Below are 15,926 nucleotides of genomic sequence, written 5' to 3' on the forward strand. Positions count from 1 at the left end.
AACAAGAGAGTCTCATGCCCAAGAAAAAATGCGGACTCGGATTTGACTGCGCCTATTAGCAAGCTCTATCAGAAGATAGTGGAGACTCATTCGCATCTCGATCACGATAGAGAAGTTCCAGTGACGCTCAGATGTCATTGGAGCAGGAATAACAAAATCAAAACCTGTTAGCGATCGCCACCGCACTACGCCAACAAAAACTGACGATTAGCGATTGAGACAGGCTTAGTCCAACTTGAGTATGGCTCGGTTGAAAAGCTGCCGTTTGCAGATGACACATTTGATAAAGCCTTGGCGATCTACTCCATGCAAGTTTGGCCAGATGCAATGGCTGGGCTACGCTCAATGCGACGGGTGATCAAGGTCGGTGGCAAGATTGCGTTTGAGTTTACTCCTCATTCCGGGCAATCGAGTACTGGATTGACCGAGATGCTCACGACGGCTGGCTTTACTGAGGCATATTTGGTAGAAACAGATCGGGGTTTCTGTGTGCTGGCGACCAAATAATCAGCTGATAAACGTACAGTTAGAACTACCTGGACAGCGCGCAGTTAATATCTATCTATTGGTGGAAGATGGCTTTGAGATTACGCGCCCCGTGTAGGATTCTCAAAATTTCGACTGTTTCATTGATGATGCGATAGAAAATCAGGTACTTGCCTTCAATAAGACAAAAAACACCTGGTGCTAAATCATCACGTCTGACACCAACTCTTGGGCTATCAGCGAGAAGCTGGCACTTTTTATCTATTTTTTCTAATAAGCGGTCAGCCGCATTGATGTTATTTTGGGCAATGTAAAGCCATATTTCCAACAGGTCTTCGTCTGCAAGACGAGTACGGACAACTAAAAAAGCCATCAGGTTTAATGTTTCTGGTTGTTCAGCCTGCGCCGTCCTTCTGCTTTCAAGTCTTCAAGGGACATTGAGGAAAAAACTTTTCGATCCGCCTCATCAATGCCTCGGCCAATTTCTTCTTTCAAATAATCGGTATGTTCTTTCCACAGCTGCAAGGCGGCACAGATGACATCATCGGCAGAGGCATAAACGCCACTAGCCACATTGGTTCTTACCAATTCTTCCAGTTCCGAGGGCAAGGAAATTTGCATAAGCCTGCATTGTTTTCATTTGGGAATATAAGCTATTGTTACTGAAAAGTCCCATTAACAACAACTTTTTTCACCCCGTGTCTGCAAGTACAATACTTACAAGCGCTTGTACGCATCCCAAAAAGTCTATGACGTCCGTTTGCCCGTTTCCCTGCCTCTACAGTAACAGACCACTTGCGTTGTTTTTTGTTGAGTAGTGATAATTTTATCTTAAATCGCTAGAAGACCTCAAATTTGAATAAATATACAAAAGTTTTGTCAGACAACCCTGCTTTTCCTTGGGTATCAAAACTCAACTCATCGGCAAGACAGGTAATGGCAGAACGTGCCTGGGCAGCAATCTCTAGGTTTTTTGAGAATTGTAAAAACAAAGTTCCTTTTAAAAAGGGTTTTCCCAGATTTCGTAAACTCCAAACCAGAGCATCTGTTGAATATAAACAAAGTGGTTGGTCACTTTCACAGTGTCGTCAATACATCACATTCACAGATAAGTTTGGGATTGGAACCCACATTGCTCCTACACCGCTTGCCGAGATTGGAATGCTAGCCGCAACATCCTTAACAAAGGATTAGAACTTTTCAGAAATACCGATGAGCAGTCGGGAATTTACTACGCCTCTGGAGAGTCCGATCTCTGCTTGTACAAGGCGACTTCTACAAGTAAATCGTCTCGCAGAAAGAGGAAAATCCAACAGTGATGTTGGAATCCCCGCACAAAACACAGCTTTAGTGCGAGGTGGATGTCAAAACCATCTTAAAACAAAGTTAATTGTTTGTAACTGCTTACTAATTGAGGATTTGCTATTTGCAAAATTTCTTCTCTTTTTCGGGCAACCAATTGGAGATAGTAGTGGGATGAATACTTCTTATGACTGTTTATATTGGTTACTCCCTGGATACTGTAGTAGTAAGTTACGACATCTCCAGTTTTTCCTAGTTTGAGAAGTTCCTTTTCGCCTTCTTTAATTTTGCGGGTGATGCATAACTTTTCTTTGGGGTATTCCCTTGATAAAATCTGAGAACAGATGTGTGCGTAATATTCCTCTGCTGCTGATGTATTTTGAATTAGATAGGTTAAGTACTGAATAGAAAATTCTTTTTCTAATTGCGAGCGATCGCGGCTGCGCCAGTTACCTTTAGTAACGATTTTTCCGTCCACAAGCCATAGAAGGTAGTTTTTGGTTCCCCTTTGGGGGATAAACATAGCATTGGCAATAAATTTTAGCTTGACGGTTATCCCTTGGGGTAGTTGAGACTGAAGTGTAGTGTATACTTCCTCTGGGTTGGGGTGGGTGAAGAACACACCATCAGTATCAACTTCTATGGATGTTGCACCAGCTTTATTGATTACTTCGATCATGAATTGTAAAGTGCGCCGACCGTAGGCTGTTACAAGGGCAGCTGCTTCCATATCATTGAAGGGTAGTTCCGAAGTGCCGAAGAACCCAAACTGAGAATTAGCTAGGACTTTGGTGGATTCTTTTTTTTCCTTAGCAACGATATCTCCAGTACTGGCGAGTTTTTCCAACCTCGACTTCTCGGTTACTAAATATTGCAGGATGCTCAACCCGACTCGGTTCGTATCTTTATGAGAGACAATCCCCTTTGACAATATAGTACTGGGATACATGGAACTAATATCGATGTACCCTACCCTTCTATACAATCCTGGTACAGAGTGAGCTATCCCCCCTTGAAATTTATACTTGCGGTCTGGTTTAGGCTTGTAACCAGGATAGTGATGCTCGAAAATTCTTTCCCATTTGGTACCGTTACCAGCGAGGGCTAGTTGCTGGAGGTTCATTCCTGGTACTACCAGTGCTTCGTAATAGTACGAGGGTACGAGCATATTGGCAATGAGTCGGGTATCTTCTAAGTCGTAGGTCAGATACTCCCTGATTTTTTCCCATCCCCTGCTACCAGAACCAGCTTTCCAGCAAACCTTGATTTCCTCATAAGGAAGAACTAATCGAGTTTGCGAACGCAATCCCATTTCCAAAACAGCTTGTTTGAGCGATCGCCCGTTGGTAAGTTTTTTGGCGATAAAATCCCACCTAAGAACGCAGATATAAATGTCTACGTGTTGGCAGTTGCGGATAAATATTTCCCGAATTTTTAGCGGTTCGCCGCGTACTTGAGCAGTTCGGATAGTGCGGGTCTTAGATGCGACTTTAAAGGGGTTAGCAATGCCGTGTAACTTGCAGCGAGTAATGATAAATGGTAAGTCAAATTGCATCCCGTTGTAGGTAAAAATTACTTCTGGATTTTTCTTTTCCAAATGATTAAGAAATTCCGTGATTATTTTCGCTTCTGAGATATCTATAAAAACAGTGGGACACCCTATTTCATCCATACATCCGATGGCGTAAATGCGATTCTCAACTGGGTCTATTCCTGCGGTTTCGATATCAACAAATAGTTGTGAAAGTTCCTGATATCGCTTTAAGTGTACTTGGGGTTGCCAGGATTTTATCGGGATGGAGTCTTTCCAATATATGTCTAGCTTGCTTTCATCTACAACGATTCTACCTTTAGACTTTTTAACAAAATCTCTGTGATTGTAACTCATGAATTAGAGATTTTTCCAATTGTATGTATTGGTGGTAATTAATAGTTTCTTGCCTTAATATTACTGAATCAAAACCTAATTATTTATCTAGTACATATACTTATACTAATAGTTTAATTTTGCTATAGTTAGTTATGTTATTTAAGAGATTTTTAATATCTTCTATCCTAATTTATCTATTAGGCTGTTCTCCTAAATCTTCTGATAATACCGCACAGTTGAATCTACCAAAACCTGTGGAATATTCAGCTTCCGTATCTCCCGCGCCTGCTTCTCAATCTGAAGTTTTGCCAGAGTTATCCGAAACCAAGAAATTACCTGCTGTAGATTCAGTTAATGATTTGATTAATAATTTCCACTTTGATGGAGACGGGGTGAAGGTACGACTTGTTGTTAAGGACGATAAAGGTTGTTTTGTTAGGATAAAACCTTTTACTCCTGATGCAACTGGTGAATTGGTGATGGAGGGTTTGAAGCGTGAGAAATTGGGTTTGTGGAAAGGGAACAATACCCAAAGATTATTTACCCAATCTACTCCTAATCAACTGGATATCTACTCTCCAAATAAGGAATTGCAAGCTAGCTATAATAATCCCTCCGTTACAAAAGATTTATCGAGAGCACCAGCTGATTATAAGGAACGCACTGCTGGTTTTGACGTTCTACTGCGACGTGATTTGAGTAAGTCTAAAGTGGCACGTACTATATATACTAATCAGTGCGCCCAGTTAACTAATTTTTACTATCATGAAGAGTTATCACCTTTGACAAGTAAGGAAAGTTGAGAGGGAAACGCACCCTGTATCAGGGTTGATTTTGAAGGCGATCGCACTCTTACTGGCAGAACTAAGCGATCGTCTTTGTTATTTGCATACCTTTATTAAAAAATTTGACTCTTCAGTAAGTGTTATGCTAAAAATGCTTACTACAAACCCTAAATACTTGCTATCTAATAAACATAGACTTTTTTATTAACAAAATAAGCTTTTCAATAATTTTGGATATTGAAGCCTTTCTTTAAGAGCAAAAGTTTAATCTTAACTAAAAATTTGGCATAAAAATATACGGATATATATAAAATATCTACTTATATTTATAACATTTAACTTATTGTTATAAGCTTTCAAATTTATGAATATGTTAATTAATTGTAAATATAAATATTACACATAATTAATAAAAAAGCAAGATTTTATCTAATAAAATGCCATTTTAACTTCAGGTAATTTGAGCTTTAATCTATATTTTATAACTAACAATAGTATATTTAAATATTTAGTTAATTTGTAAAAAATTCTTGTTTTGCTCAACATACAATAAAATTATATTAGTATTGATTTTGTTTTATTTGTGAGCTACGACAACATTTGTAAAATATTAGCAGAAAAATATCCACGCGATTTTGCGCGTTGGTTGTTAACGGTCGAACCGCGAGAAATTAAAGTATTAAAAACTGAATTAAGCATCGAACCAATCCGTGCTGACTCTGTGACATTTCTGCAAACAGAAAATCGTATTCTACATCTTGAATTTCAAACCATAACAAGGTCTAGAACACCGATTTCTTTTCGGATGTTAGATTACTCTGTGAGATTGATACGTCAATACAAAGTCCCTGTAACGCAGGTAGTAATTTTTTTACAACAGACAAATGACGAAATCGCATTCACCGAAGAATATGTCAGTGAAGCTACGACCCATCGCTACCAAGTTATACGAATGTGGGAACAAGATTCAGCGTTATTTCTCGATAATCTTGCATTATTACCGTTAGCACCATTGACACGAACAACCTCACCACAACGGTTATTATCACAGGTTGCCCAGAGTGTTGCTAGAATTTCCGATAGGGAGACTAAGCAGGATATTGCAGCTTACACAGAGATATTAGCAGGTTTGAAGTTTGAGAAAGACTTAATTCGTCAATTTTTGAGCGAGGATGTTATGCAAGAGTCAGTAATTTATCAAGACATATTGCAGAAGGGACAACAACAAGAAGCATTTTCATTTTGTATGTCCTTACTTGATGAACGCTTTGGTGAAATTGATTCATCAATCGTTGCACGAGTTAAAGTTTTAAATAAAGAACAGCTAGAAGCTCTGGGTCGAGCGCTTTTTAAAATGTCAACAATCACTGATTTAGTTGCTTGGCTTGACCAACAGTAAAGAAGTTAAGATTCTTATCATTATCATTTATAAGGTCAACAGCAGTTCTCGAAATTTGTCGATGCAATTGCTGTGATGTATCAGCCTTTATAAAAAGCATATTTTTCAGTTAGAGCGCAGTTTCTCAGAGTTAATTTGAAACTGTATACTGGTCATCTTCCGCTTTCCAGGTAGCTCTTGGGCATCCAAAATATAGCCTTCAGCTTGCAGTTCCTCTATAGTCCGCCACAGAATTTGGTTGTTCCTAGACAGGTTACTGCCCAATAGGTCTAGATTTTTGAACAGATATTGCTTAGAAATCACTAAATATTGTCCATCAATTAGCTTATCCCATTTCATTCGGCTAGCAAGATAAACTAGCAGTTTCATCTTGTAGTCATGCTTGGCATTACTCCCTAGCTTCTGCTTGGTGTCTATGCTGTTGGAGAACAGTATGTAATCTCCCGTTCGCTCCGATCCTTCAAAGAATTCCAGCGCCACCGTGTAAGCATCTGCTAGTTCATAAGTGTAATCGGCAGCCTTGGCTAAATCGAAGTCTCGTGGCACATTATCGATTTCGTAATCTCGGATGCGGAGGATACTTTTGACGATGACCTTCGCTCCCATTGTATTGCCTTTTTTCAAAGACTTAGCGAACACTAGCTCAGTTCTATGGAGAGCAACCAAGTCCTGGTTTAGCTGCGATCGCGACCTGGCTGTGAAACTACCATCCTTTGCACGAGTATAGCCTAAGCTTTCTAACAGATCATTGGATCGAAAAGAAACAAGACTTCCGTTGTCCTGCTCTCGCGCTTCCTTGTACAAAAACAGCACAATCGCAACCTGTCGTGGATTTAAAAAGGTTAGCAATGCTTTAAATAAGCGCTGAACTCGGCGATCCTGAATCTTCTCCAGTCCTTTGCTAATTCCCTCTTCTGTACAAACTTTCAGATTTAAGTTGGCATACTGGGCTTTCAGTTCCTCCCACTCCTGAGCAGAAAGTTCTTCTAATTGAACACGACGAGTTAATGCAACTTCGCTCTCGTCTTTAGGGTCAGCGTTAACTCGCATTTCTAAATAATAACCATCTGCATCAGCACGGAGAATGGGCTGTTGTACATCAGGGTTTCTAATTGATGCTCCTGCTCTAGGCAATACCATCAGCAGTTGTCCATCCACGGGAAAACCGGTATGTTCCTTACTCACAACTATTACCTAATTATTGAGCAAATTTTATCAAGTTTGCCAGTTCTAAACTGCCACACCTCTATAAATTAATAACAGTCTTAGTTAACAAATCTTCATGAAGACCTGTGACTCCGGCGTATGATTTTCACGCTTTTACCTGTGACTCCGGCGTATAGTTTTACCTGTGACTTTGGCGTATAGATATCCTGTTTACCTGTGACTCCGGCGTATAGTTTTATCTGTGACTCCGGCGTATAGTTTTTGAAATCAATTTTTTGAAAGGCTAATGCTGCAAACTATCCAAACATTGACCTGTGACTTTGGCGTACAGTTTTACCTGTGACTTTGGCGTATAGATATTCCGTTTACCTGTGATTCCGGCGTATAGTTTTACCTGTGACTCCGGCGTATGAACCACCTGTGACTCCGGCGTATAAGCGATTTTGCCCCCTTGATATCAAAATCTTTCAATGCTAAGTTTCAAATTTGACAGCCTGCTCGTCATGACTGTCGTCATTTAAAAAGCCGAGGAGAACAGTAAAGGTTCTCTCCCGACTTACCTAAATGCTAGGACTTTGTTAGAGTCAACGCAGCGCCAACTGCGTGGAACAAAGGCCCAGATATAAACATATCTAGACTTTAACAAACTTCCCCCTAAATGGTAAGCGCAGAGAACTGTACTTTTGCTGCTGCCCTGGCTCCGTAAACTAAAAATTCACGGAGTTCGTGTTCAATGGAAGCAAGCTCTAAAAAAATTGCAATATTTGACTTTATTAAGTCAGATATTGGCATTAAGCAGATTGATTGCGCTATTCATTCTATTTATCGTAATTATACTTTCACTATCTTCTCCAAATTCATGTTTGCTTTGAACGAGGAGGGTGCTCGGTGATGATTACACAGCTTTCAGCATTTGAAATTGATACCTCACAAGCAATTAAACAGCTAGAGCTTTTGGGATATCAGCGAGGTGATGCTATTTATGTTCGGGCTTTCTTGCCTAAAGAAGACCCCCGTTACGCTCCTAACACAGGACGCAAAGCTGATAAACTCAACTTCAAACAAATTTTGCAGTGGCAGCAGCAGGGTTATGGCATATATTTTGTGATTAACGGCGGTGGCCATAAAGATGAAGACGTTCAACTGTGCCGTGCGGTCTTTATTGAGCATGATGATCTGGAAATAGAGTTACAGCGAAATTTGTGGCAAACGCTTTCGCTACCAGAACCAACCTTTCAAATCCAGACTCGCAAATCCGTGCATTCTTACTGGGTGTTTGAAAAACCCATCCCAGTTGAAGAGTGGAAGCAGTTGCAAAATGACTTACTAACCTACACTGGTGCTGATCCAGCCATCAAAAATCCCAGTCGGGTGATGCGATTGGCTGGTGCGTGGCACATCAAGCCAGGGGAAAAGCCGCAAAGGTGCGATATCATCTCGCAGTCTGGTATTAGGTACAACTATGAAAAATTGCGTTCCTCTGTGCCGTTATCGCAGAATCCTGAGTTAGTCCAACGAGAGCGTAAAACAGTGCAATCAGCAGCCAGTGCTTTTGCACACGAGCAACAGTACGCTCGGTATGAAGATATCTCTGTACCAGTGCCAGTTGCGGTGCCGCTCGAAGTCTGTCTCTCCAAGGAGTCTCGTACTCTGCTCAACTTTGGGGTAAACGAGGGGGGTCGCAATACCAATGGAGCCAAACTAGCACGAGACTTAATTGGCAGTGCCAATTATCTTACTAACATCGGTCAGCAGTTTGACGGCGACCCACAGCTATTGTTGCAGGACTACGCTAGTCGTTGTAACCCGCCGCTACCAGCTAAAGAAGTTGATGCTATCTGGAAGTCAGCCGAAAAAGACCACCCTAAACCCAGCTGTACTCCTTTATGTGTGGAAACCTGTATTAGGGCTTGGTACTGGAACACTTATATTAAACCGAATCAAAATTTCTTGGCTAGTTCTGGTAGTCCTGCTAGAAATCCTGGGTTTGGTAATGTTTTCGGTGTTGGGAAGAAGCCGCCTATTTCAGATGCCGCACTGCACGAACGCATTCTAGAAATTTTGAGCAGTTGTGATTCCGAGTCAGGGCGAGCGATCGCATTGATGGAGTTGGCGGCTTCGGTGAGCTGTCCCTATCGGCAGATTGAGCAGCTAGTTAAGCTACTTACTTTTGAAGTAGATTTGCAAACTGACACTTTAGTTGCCACGCAGAAGCTTTCATCTTTGCTTAAAACTCATCCTCACCAACTTGACCTTACCCGATTGCTTGAACCTCAGTTCGCCCAACTTCTGATTGATACTGCTAAGGCCATGCCGACAGCTCCTGAATTTTTATTTACGACACTCTTGGGAACTGCGGCATCTCGAATTGGATCGGCAGCGCGAGTAATTGTAAAGCCATCCGCAAAGTACGCTCAACCGATGGTGATGTGGACGAGCATTGTAGCTGAATCTGGTTCTATGAAAACTCCAGCCCAACGGTTAATTATCGATCCCTTAGTGGAATTAGAAGCTGAGGCTTTTGAGCGCTATCGGATGGAACTAGCTGAATACAACAAGCTGCAAACAGTGGGTAAAGGCAAAAAGCAGGACGACTCACAACAGGAGCCAGCAATAGCACCCACTCGCCAGCGCTATCTAACTAAGGACAGCACACTGGAAACATTGCAGCGAATTCATAGTGAAAATCCTCGCGGACTGCTGTACTACCGGGATGAACTAGCAGGGTTATTCAAAGCCCGTAATCAATATCGCGGTGGTTTAGGGGCTGATGAAGAGCAGGAACTCGATCAATTCAATGGGTCTGCAATTATCTACGACCGCTCAGACAAATCTGTATGCTTACCTAAGAGTGCCATCTCACGTACAGGCAGCATCCAGTGGGAAGTTTTAGCTACTATAATGGGTGACCACAACGACTGCAACGGCAATTTTGCTCGATGGCTGTTCTGTGCTGCAAAGTCTCCTAAACGTTATCTGCGGTTAGTTGGAGAAAGTACTGCTGCCGATACTGGTATCTCTCAAGCACTACGTCAACTTTACATAAAACTCGGCCAGGTGTCAGCACAAGATTACTTTCTAAGCACGGAAGCGGCTAAGTTTTTTGAGGCGTGGCAGCATTCTCTCGTAGATGCCCAAGTTGCTGAGGAGTCCTATGGACTGAGGGCAGTCTATCCCAAGATTGAAGCTTACACCACTAGGTTGGCACTATGGCTACACATCGTCAATGCTGTCTTAAGGGGTGAAACTCCGAGCCAAGTTATCTGTGGTGACACGATGGAAAAGGCCATTGAGCTAGCAGCTTATTTTCTGTGGCAGCATAAATTAATTCATGCTCAAAACTCTCCAGAATCTGGGCTGACATCTTGGGGTCTGAAAATACAGAAAGTGGCTGAACGTCTGGGAGGGGCTACAGCTTCCATGCTCAAGAGTAGCATCCGCGCTTTCCGCAAAAAACCGACTTTTGAAATCCGGCGACTGATGGAAATGATGGCAGCAGCAGGTTGGGGTCGCGTTGAAAATAAAGGGTCTAACTTAGTCTATTTGCCAAATGGTGTGCCACTGAATGAGATTGACAAAATTGACAGAAATTTGACACCTGTGTCAATCCTTAAAACCCAAATTACTCCTGGATTTGACAAAGAAATTGACTCATTTGACATAAATCTTAAGGCACCTGTTTCTTCAGAGAAAGTAACTAACCGCCACTCAAATTCCTCATTACGATTGAAAGATGTAGAGTTACGTCAATTTGTCAATTCAAACGCTCAAATGCCCACCGAAGAAGGTACTGATTTGATTGACAATAACTGTCAATTGGAGCGTCAATTGTCAACGGATGAATGGTCAAATATAGAATTTCTAGGCAATAGTCACGATGATGATTCGTCCCAGTTCCTTGGAGGAAATGATGTACCAACCCCTCTGCCATCAAATGGTAATGCTCCAGAAGCATTATCCGAACTTTTACGAGAATCTACTGAGTTATTAGGTATTAAAGCGAGTGTTGACTTAAATTTCCCGAATGCTACCGCCCAGACACTGCAAGATGTGAACCCAACTGTTACAGGTAGGAAATCAAACAACCGCAAGCTTCAGCCAGTCGAAATTTTGACGGCAGCTGGGGAGTGGATTGGTGGGTATTTTATTGATGCTTGTGTCACTGTTGCCAATTTAGTAGGGCGATTTAGTTTATTTGATGCAAAGGGGAGAATGCATGTCTTTGAAGGACAAATCCGAAGAGCATCATCAGGCTAGGTGCAAGCACACCTTTAACACCTACCTTTATTAGATTTGTCACAGTATCTTGTGTTCAATTTTACTCAAAAGCAAGGGGGTAAGACATAATGTAAAAACGGATAATAACTGTATATTAAGCTGATGATTTTCCGTACAAAAGTTTCAGCTGTTTTTAAAAGGTATCAATTATGACAGTTGAAAAACTTAAATTAAAACCCGATCAAGAAGTTAATGCAAACAAAAGCGACAAACGGGTAAAAAGAGGTGATAGTGAAATTTCAGTCACTATGACCTGTAACTCTTCTGAACAAGAGTTAGTAGAGCACGAACCCAAACCAAGGGAAGAATTTGCAACAGCTGATACTGTAGTTGTTGCGGTCGAAGTCCTAGAGGAGCTAACCGAGGAGGAAAAAGCTGACCGTCACAGATTGGAGCTAAAAATAGAACGGGCATTTTATGAAGCGGGTTGTGCCTTGAGGGAACTGCGGGAACGGCGGCTATACCGGAGTACTCATAGAAGTTTTGAGGAATACTGCCGCGATCGCTTTAATTATAGTCGCGACACTGCTTACCTGAAGATGGCGGCTGCTGTCGTCTATGACAATATTCAGAAATTTTTGCCGACCATTGGTCGGCAAACTCCCATGCCGACCAACGAACGTCAGTTACGTGATTTAGCTAAAGCAAATTTTGAACCAGAACTTCAAGCGGCTGCATGGTTACAGGGTATAGAAGAAGCTGGCGGTAAAGTTCCTAGCGGACGCATTATTAAGGGAATTGTGGAACAGCTCAAGGGAAAGCCTCTGCTTCTTGCCAGTGATTTTTGCCAAATAGGTGACGTGTTTACCTTAACTAGGTTAGAGGGTACTGAACGCAAATATAATGGCTGTTGGGCGATCGCAGTTGCCCTTAAAGAATTTAGTGTAGAAGTGGACGTTCATGACACTACTCTAAACGTGAAACCTGAAAACCTCAACAAAATTGATTCTCCGGAAGTACATCGCCAACTACCACAAATTAAAAAACGCATCAAGCGTTTGCGCGATTATGGAATACTAGATCGCTGTGCTTACACAGTGTTGGAGTCTCTGGGACGACAGACTTACCTGACCCCAGTCGAGGAAGGCTTGTTGGAATGGTTGGAGAAATATTATGGGGTTGATAGCTGAAACATAATAACTGGTCGATAGCAAAGCATCAAACGAGTATAAATAATATGAAAAGCATTATTAGTTGCCCCGGAAGCTAATAACAAGGGGTCGCCTTCAACGTCATTCTTCACTGCATTAGTCAATTTATTCAAGCTCTGTAAGGGGCGAATTTATCAAGATTAGGTTGTAGAAGATGTTACATAAAACTTTGTTATTCTTCTACAACGTGGATTCTACATAATTCTTGAAAACTGATGAGTAATTATTGAATAGACATCAGTTGCCTTTGTTGCAGCTTCTGAACAGCTTCTACCCATGCTGGTGCTCTTTTGCCATTAATGGGTGTAAGCTCTTGCCAGTGTTCTTGTAACTGGGCTTGTGTCATCTGAGGTAATTGAACATGCGCCCAATTGATAGCATCTTGAGGAGTTTTCCAATCTTTCCAAGGTTGCAGACTGTTCTTTTTAGTTGGAAATATCTCAATAAGGGTAGCTTCCAACCACAGGTGTGCTGCTTCATCCCGCATGAGATTTTGACGTGTCATTAGGAGTGTGATGCTTGATTGAATGCTGGCTGTACTCCACAATTGGGAGATGGTTGTAAGTTCCTTCCAAGTGTCCTCCTCTAATTGAGTAAGATTTCTGCCATTGGGGTTAGTTTTGCAGATAAGTAGGTCTTTAAGGAAATTGACAAGACTGGTGTGGATGGTGATTGGGTGCTTACCGCATGTAATCCAATCTTGGAGAATGCCCAAGTTACCCGTGATTTCCCCTCTGGCAATATTTTCACAGAAAGTGAGTAAATCGTGTTCGGGAATTGTACCTGATAATTCCCACACCCAATTAGGAGTAATTTCTCCATCGCCCAGTAGGGTTAGCTGATCGATAAGTCTGAGTGAGTCGCGCAGGTGTCCGTTACAAGCTTTGGCGATCGTGGTTACTGCTGATAGTGTGATGTCAATGCTTTCCTGGGAAGCAATCTCTACTAGGTAATCTACAACTGCTCTTGGTGAAACCCTCCTAAAATCAAACTTGTGACAGCGAGAGGTAATAGTTTCTGGTACTTTGTGTATTTCTGTCGTACAGAATACAAACACTACATGGACTGGCGGTTGTTCGACTGTCTTTAATAATGCTTGCCACGATTGGTGAGACAGGGCATGACATTCATCCACAATCAGGATTTTGTACCTGCCCTCAATTGGTTTGAGTTGGAGGTTGGACACTATTTCGCGAATGTTATCTACACCGGAGTGGCTGGCAGCATCAAGTTCGGTTACATCTACAGATGAGGAATTTGTGATAGTTTTACATGAATTACACTCGCCGCAAGGTTCAGCTGTAGCATTCTCTAATGATTGACAGTTAAGGGATTTAGCGAGAATACGGGCTGTACTGATTTTACCCGTACCCTTAGGGCCGGTAAATAGGTAAGCGGGTGCAATTTTCCCACAGGCGATCGTATTACTCAAAGTGCGAACAATATGCTCTTGACCGATAATTTGTGAAAGTTGTTGGGGACGATACTTTAGATGCAGTGGTGTGTACATATTCTTAGACTGTCAAATTTTATAAATGGAATTTGTGTATAACCAGCACTATTACTGGCTATACTTTTTGGTTTATACGGTTGTGGTTTCCAATTCCGGTTTAAGTTTTGCTTCCTGCTTGCGTTTGCGGGATTTAGGTTTGTTAGTAGCAGGTGTATCAGATGTAGATTTATCTTCCCGATTGATTGTTTCATCGGATACGTGCTCTGCTTCGGCGCTATTTTCTGCTACTGCTTCCGTGTCTGGTTTTGAGGTATCTTGAAGCTGCTGTGGTTTATTAAAATCCTGTACATCTACAGGCATAACTAGTGTTAGTTGGTCGAGTAACCCACCTACAGGAGAAATGATTACTGGCTGGAGAGGCTTGTTAAACCTGAACACGATTTCATCGGTTGAGATGTGCTTGAGTGCTTCTTGCAGGTAGCCACTATTTAGACCAATACCGATGTTTTCTCCAACACTGGTTTGCGTTTTGATAAGTAGAGAATCTACCGCATCGCCAATATCAGTATTACCTGTCATTAATGTTGCTTGCTGGTCATTGACCTCCCATAGGATTTTGACGATTTTGTGTTTTTTCTCTGCAAAATGGCTAATTCTTTTGAGAATTATTTCCATTCCCTTGCGTTCTACAACTATTTCGTTGGCAAAGCTTCTAGGGATAAAGCTGTTGATATTGGGGAATTGTCCTTCTAGCAACCTGGATGTAAGTTCAGCATTTGGCAGGATAAATTGAATAGTGTTTTTTCCCACCTTGAGGGTACAACTGCTGCTTTGGGCTGCGTTCGAGAGGATTTTTTCTAACTCGATAAGGCTTCTTCTAGGAACAGTGAATGAGAGTGGTTCGTAGCTTACTTCTAATTTGGAGGATACAAATGCAAGGCGGTGTCCGTCAGTGCTAGCACAACTCCAATTTTCACCTTGTAATTGAAAATGTACACCTGTGAGGACAAGTTTGGTTTCGTCAGTGCTGCTGCAATACAGACAAGATAAAAGTGCAGCTTGTAGCTTCTTGCTAGAGATACTGATAACGGTGGGGTTTTCTGTTTCTGGGATGCTTGGGAAATCTTCTGCGTTTCCTCCCACAATGCGACACTTTCCCGTACTGTGGCTGATTATGCAGCTGCGATCGCTAACCTCAATATCGAGTTCGCCTGATAGATTGTTAACCGTGTCGGCTAGTAGTTTGGCGTTTAGTGCTACTGTACCTGCTTGTTTTATGTTAACTACAGAATAAGTTTTGATACTAACATTTAGGTCAGTACCAATTACGGTGAGTTTGCCTGAGTCTGACGCTTCGATTAGCAGACTGCCAAGGATTGGGTCTACTGGTTTTGTAGATATGCCATTTTTGGCTGTATCAATGAGTTCTGCAAGTACAGATTGAGCAATTGTTAGTTCCATTTTGGTTGTATATCTTTTGTGGATATTCATTCACGAGTGCTAGTTGTTACTAGCACCTATGTTTGTTTTTAAAACAGTCAGTACGGTAAGTCCTCAATAACGGGAGTTGAAGGTGGTAGTGCCATTACTTCGTTTGTGGCTTTACCAACTAAACGGTGGTGTTCGGCGACAACAGCAGAAGTTTTACCAATGCGATAGCTAAACTCAGGGTTAGCTTGCATCAATGTTTGGAATTCTGCTTCTTTGTCCTCACAGAAGAATTCGAGGAAGTTGCTACCATCAGGGTTGGGAGATTTGTAGGATTCGACTACCGCTACCCAGGATTTATCGCGTTGGTTAATTGCTTCCTTGGGTTCGAGTGATGGTACGAAGGTGGGTTGGAATATACCAAGTCGGTGAAATTCTTGGGATTTTTCAGCAACAGGTACATCTGCAAACCTGGCGAACGCTACTTCTAGTTCCCGTTGGAATTGTTTATAAGCTTCGCCAAATCTAGAAGAAGCTACTCCCTTAATTGAGAGAACGATTGGTTTGCTGTGGAGGTTTTTGTTGTTCTCATCCACTAGGTTGATTA

General features: G+C 41.8%; 15 protein-coding genes. 6 read left to right on the forward strand and 9 right to left on the reverse strand.

Features of this window, described 5'->3' with window-relative positions:
• Positions 1-157: 157 nt before the first annotated feature.
• Positions 158-280 carry a hypothetical protein gene (locus U2718_RS25705; RefSeq protein ID WP_342003253.1) on the reverse strand — a complete coding sequence of 41 codons (123 nt, stop codon included), beginning with the start codon at positions 278-280 and terminating at the stop codon, positions 158-160.
• Here U2718_RS25705 and U2718_RS25710 point away from each other — a divergent pair.
• A complete protein-coding gene (locus U2718_RS25710; RefSeq protein WP_342003255.1) occupies positions 259-507 on the forward strand; it encodes a class I SAM-dependent methyltransferase in 249 nt (82 codons plus the stop codon). The two genes, U2718_RS25705 and U2718_RS25710, sit on opposite strands and share 22 nt — an antisense overlap.
• 55 nt (positions 508-562) lie before the next feature.
• Here U2718_RS25710 and U2718_RS25715 read toward each other — a convergent pair whose 3' ends face one another.
• Together U2718_RS25715 and U2718_RS25720 are read right to left on the reverse strand one after the other, a co-directional pair.
• Positions 563-859, reverse strand: coding sequence for a type II toxin-antitoxin system RelE/ParE family toxin (locus U2718_RS25715; protein WP_016877442.1), 297 nt, complete (start codon positions 857-859; stop codon positions 563-565).
• Between the two features lie 5 nt (positions 860-864).
• Positions 865-1,107, reverse strand: coding sequence for a type II toxin-antitoxin system ParD family antitoxin (locus tag U2718_RS25720; protein ID WP_016877441.1), 243 nt, complete (start codon positions 1,105-1,107; stop codon positions 865-867).
• 234 nt (positions 1,108-1,341) lie between these two features.
• On the opposite strand from U2718_RS25720, the gene U2718_RS25725 reads away from it, so the two are divergent.
• Positions 1,342-1,680 carry a hypothetical protein gene (locus U2718_RS25725; protein WP_342003252.1) on the forward strand — a complete coding sequence of 113 codons (339 nt, stop codon included), beginning with the start codon at positions 1,342-1,344 and terminating at the stop codon, positions 1,678-1,680.
• Positions 1,681-1,861: 181 nt separating this feature from the next.
• On the opposite strand, the gene U2718_RS25730 is transcribed toward U2718_RS25725, so the two are convergent.
• Positions 1,862-3,676 carry a 3'-5' exonuclease gene (locus U2718_RS25730; RefSeq protein ID WP_342003251.1) on the reverse strand — a complete coding sequence of 605 codons (1,815 nt, stop codon included), beginning with the start codon at positions 3,674-3,676 and terminating at the stop codon, positions 1,862-1,864.
• A gap of 236 nt (positions 3,677-3,912) precedes the next feature.
• Here U2718_RS25730 and U2718_RS25735 point away from each other — a divergent pair, with 236 nt between their 5' ends.
• Positions 3,913-4,461, forward strand: a complete 549-nt coding sequence (locus U2718_RS25735; RefSeq protein WP_342003250.1) for a hypothetical protein — start codon at positions 3,913-3,915, stop codon at positions 4,459-4,461.
• 565 nt (positions 4,462-5,026) lie between these two features.
• The gene (locus tag U2718_RS25740; protein WP_342003249.1) at positions 5,027-5,842 is read left to right on the forward strand and encodes a DUF4351 domain-containing protein; all 816 of its coding nucleotides are present in this window, start codon (positions 5,027-5,029) and stop codon (positions 5,840-5,842) included.
• Between the two features lie 105 nt (positions 5,843-5,947).
• Here the strand turns inward: U2718_RS25740 and U2718_RS25745 are convergent, their stop codons facing one another.
• Together U2718_RS25745 and U2718_RS25750 are read right to left on the reverse strand one after the other, a co-directional pair.
• Positions 5,948-7,027: a hypothetical protein gene (locus U2718_RS25745; RefSeq protein ID WP_342003248.1), complete on the reverse strand. Its 1,080-nt coding sequence runs from the start codon at positions 7,025-7,027 to the stop codon at positions 5,948-5,950.
• 265 nt (positions 7,028-7,292) lie between these two features.
• Complete coding sequence (locus tag U2718_RS25750) at positions 7,293-7,427, reverse strand: hypothetical protein (RefSeq protein WP_342003247.1); 135 nt, start codon at positions 7,425-7,427, stop codon at positions 7,293-7,295.
• 473 nt (positions 7,428-7,900) lie between these two features.
• Here U2718_RS25750 and U2718_RS25755 point away from each other — a divergent pair, with 473 nt between their 5' ends.
• The gene (locus tag U2718_RS25755; RefSeq protein WP_342003254.1) at positions 7,901-11,266 is read left to right on the forward strand and encodes a DUF3987 domain-containing protein; all 3,366 of its coding nucleotides are present in this window, start codon (positions 7,901-7,903) and stop codon (positions 11,264-11,266) included.
• A gap of 170 nt (positions 11,267-11,436) precedes the next feature.
• Entirely contained in the window at positions 11,437-12,417 is a 981-nt protein-coding gene (locus tag U2718_RS25760) for a hypothetical protein (protein WP_342003246.1), read from the forward strand.
• Positions 12,418-12,661: 244 nt separating this feature from the next.
• On the opposite strand, the gene dnaX is transcribed toward U2718_RS25760, so the two are convergent.
• The 3 genes from dnaX to U2718_RS25775 form a co-directional block, all read right to left on the reverse strand.
• Entirely contained in the window at positions 12,662-13,948 is a 1,287-nt protein-coding gene (gene dnaX / locus U2718_RS25765) for a DNA polymerase III subunit gamma/tau (protein WP_342003245.1), read from the reverse strand.
• Positions 13,949-14,020: 72 nt separating this feature from the next.
• Positions 14,021-15,352: a DNA polymerase III subunit beta gene (gene dnaN, locus U2718_RS25770; protein ID WP_342003244.1), complete on the reverse strand. Its 1,332-nt coding sequence runs from the start codon at positions 15,350-15,352 to the stop codon at positions 14,021-14,023.
• Positions 15,353-15,429: 77 nt separating this feature from the next.
• The coding region (locus tag U2718_RS25775; RefSeq protein ID WP_411813367.1) for a DUF5895 domain-containing protein at positions 15,430-15,926 on the reverse strand (497 nt) is incomplete at its 5' end.

It is taken from the genome of Chlorogloeopsis sp. ULAP02 (assembly GCF_038404745.2).
Classification (GTDB): domain Bacteria; phylum Cyanobacteriota; class Cyanobacteriia; order Cyanobacteriales; family Nostocaceae; genus Chlorogloeopsis.

Coding starts and splice junctions, on each gene's coding strand:
- U2718_RS25705 (WP_342003253.1), bottom strand. CDS start 280: ATGTGTCATCTGCAAACGGCAGCTTTTCAACCGAGCCATACTCAAGTT.
- U2718_RS25715 (WP_016877442.1), bottom strand. CDS start 859: ATGGCTTTTTTAGTTGTCCGTACTCGTCTTGCAGACGAAGACCTGTTG.
- dnaX (WP_342003245.1), bottom strand. CDS start 13,948: ATGTACACACCACTGCATCTAAAGTATCGTCCCCAACAACTTTCACAA.
- U2718_RS25755 (WP_342003254.1), top strand. CDS start 7,901: ATGATTACACAGCTTTCAGCATTTGAAATTGATACCTCACAAGCAATT.
- U2718_RS25760 (WP_342003246.1), top strand. CDS start 11,437: ATGACAGTTGAAAAACTTAAATTAAAACCCGATCAAGAAGTTAATGCA.
- U2718_RS25720 (WP_016877441.1), bottom strand. CDS start 1,107: ATGCAAATTTCCTTGCCCTCGGAACTGGAAGAATTGGTAAGAACCAAT.
- U2718_RS25730 (WP_342003251.1), bottom strand. CDS start 3,676: ATGAGTTACAATCACAGAGATTTTGTTAAAAAGTCTAAAGGTAGAATC.
- dnaN (WP_342003244.1), bottom strand. CDS start 15,352: ATGGAACTAACAATTGCTCAATCTGTACTTGCAGAACTCATTGATACA.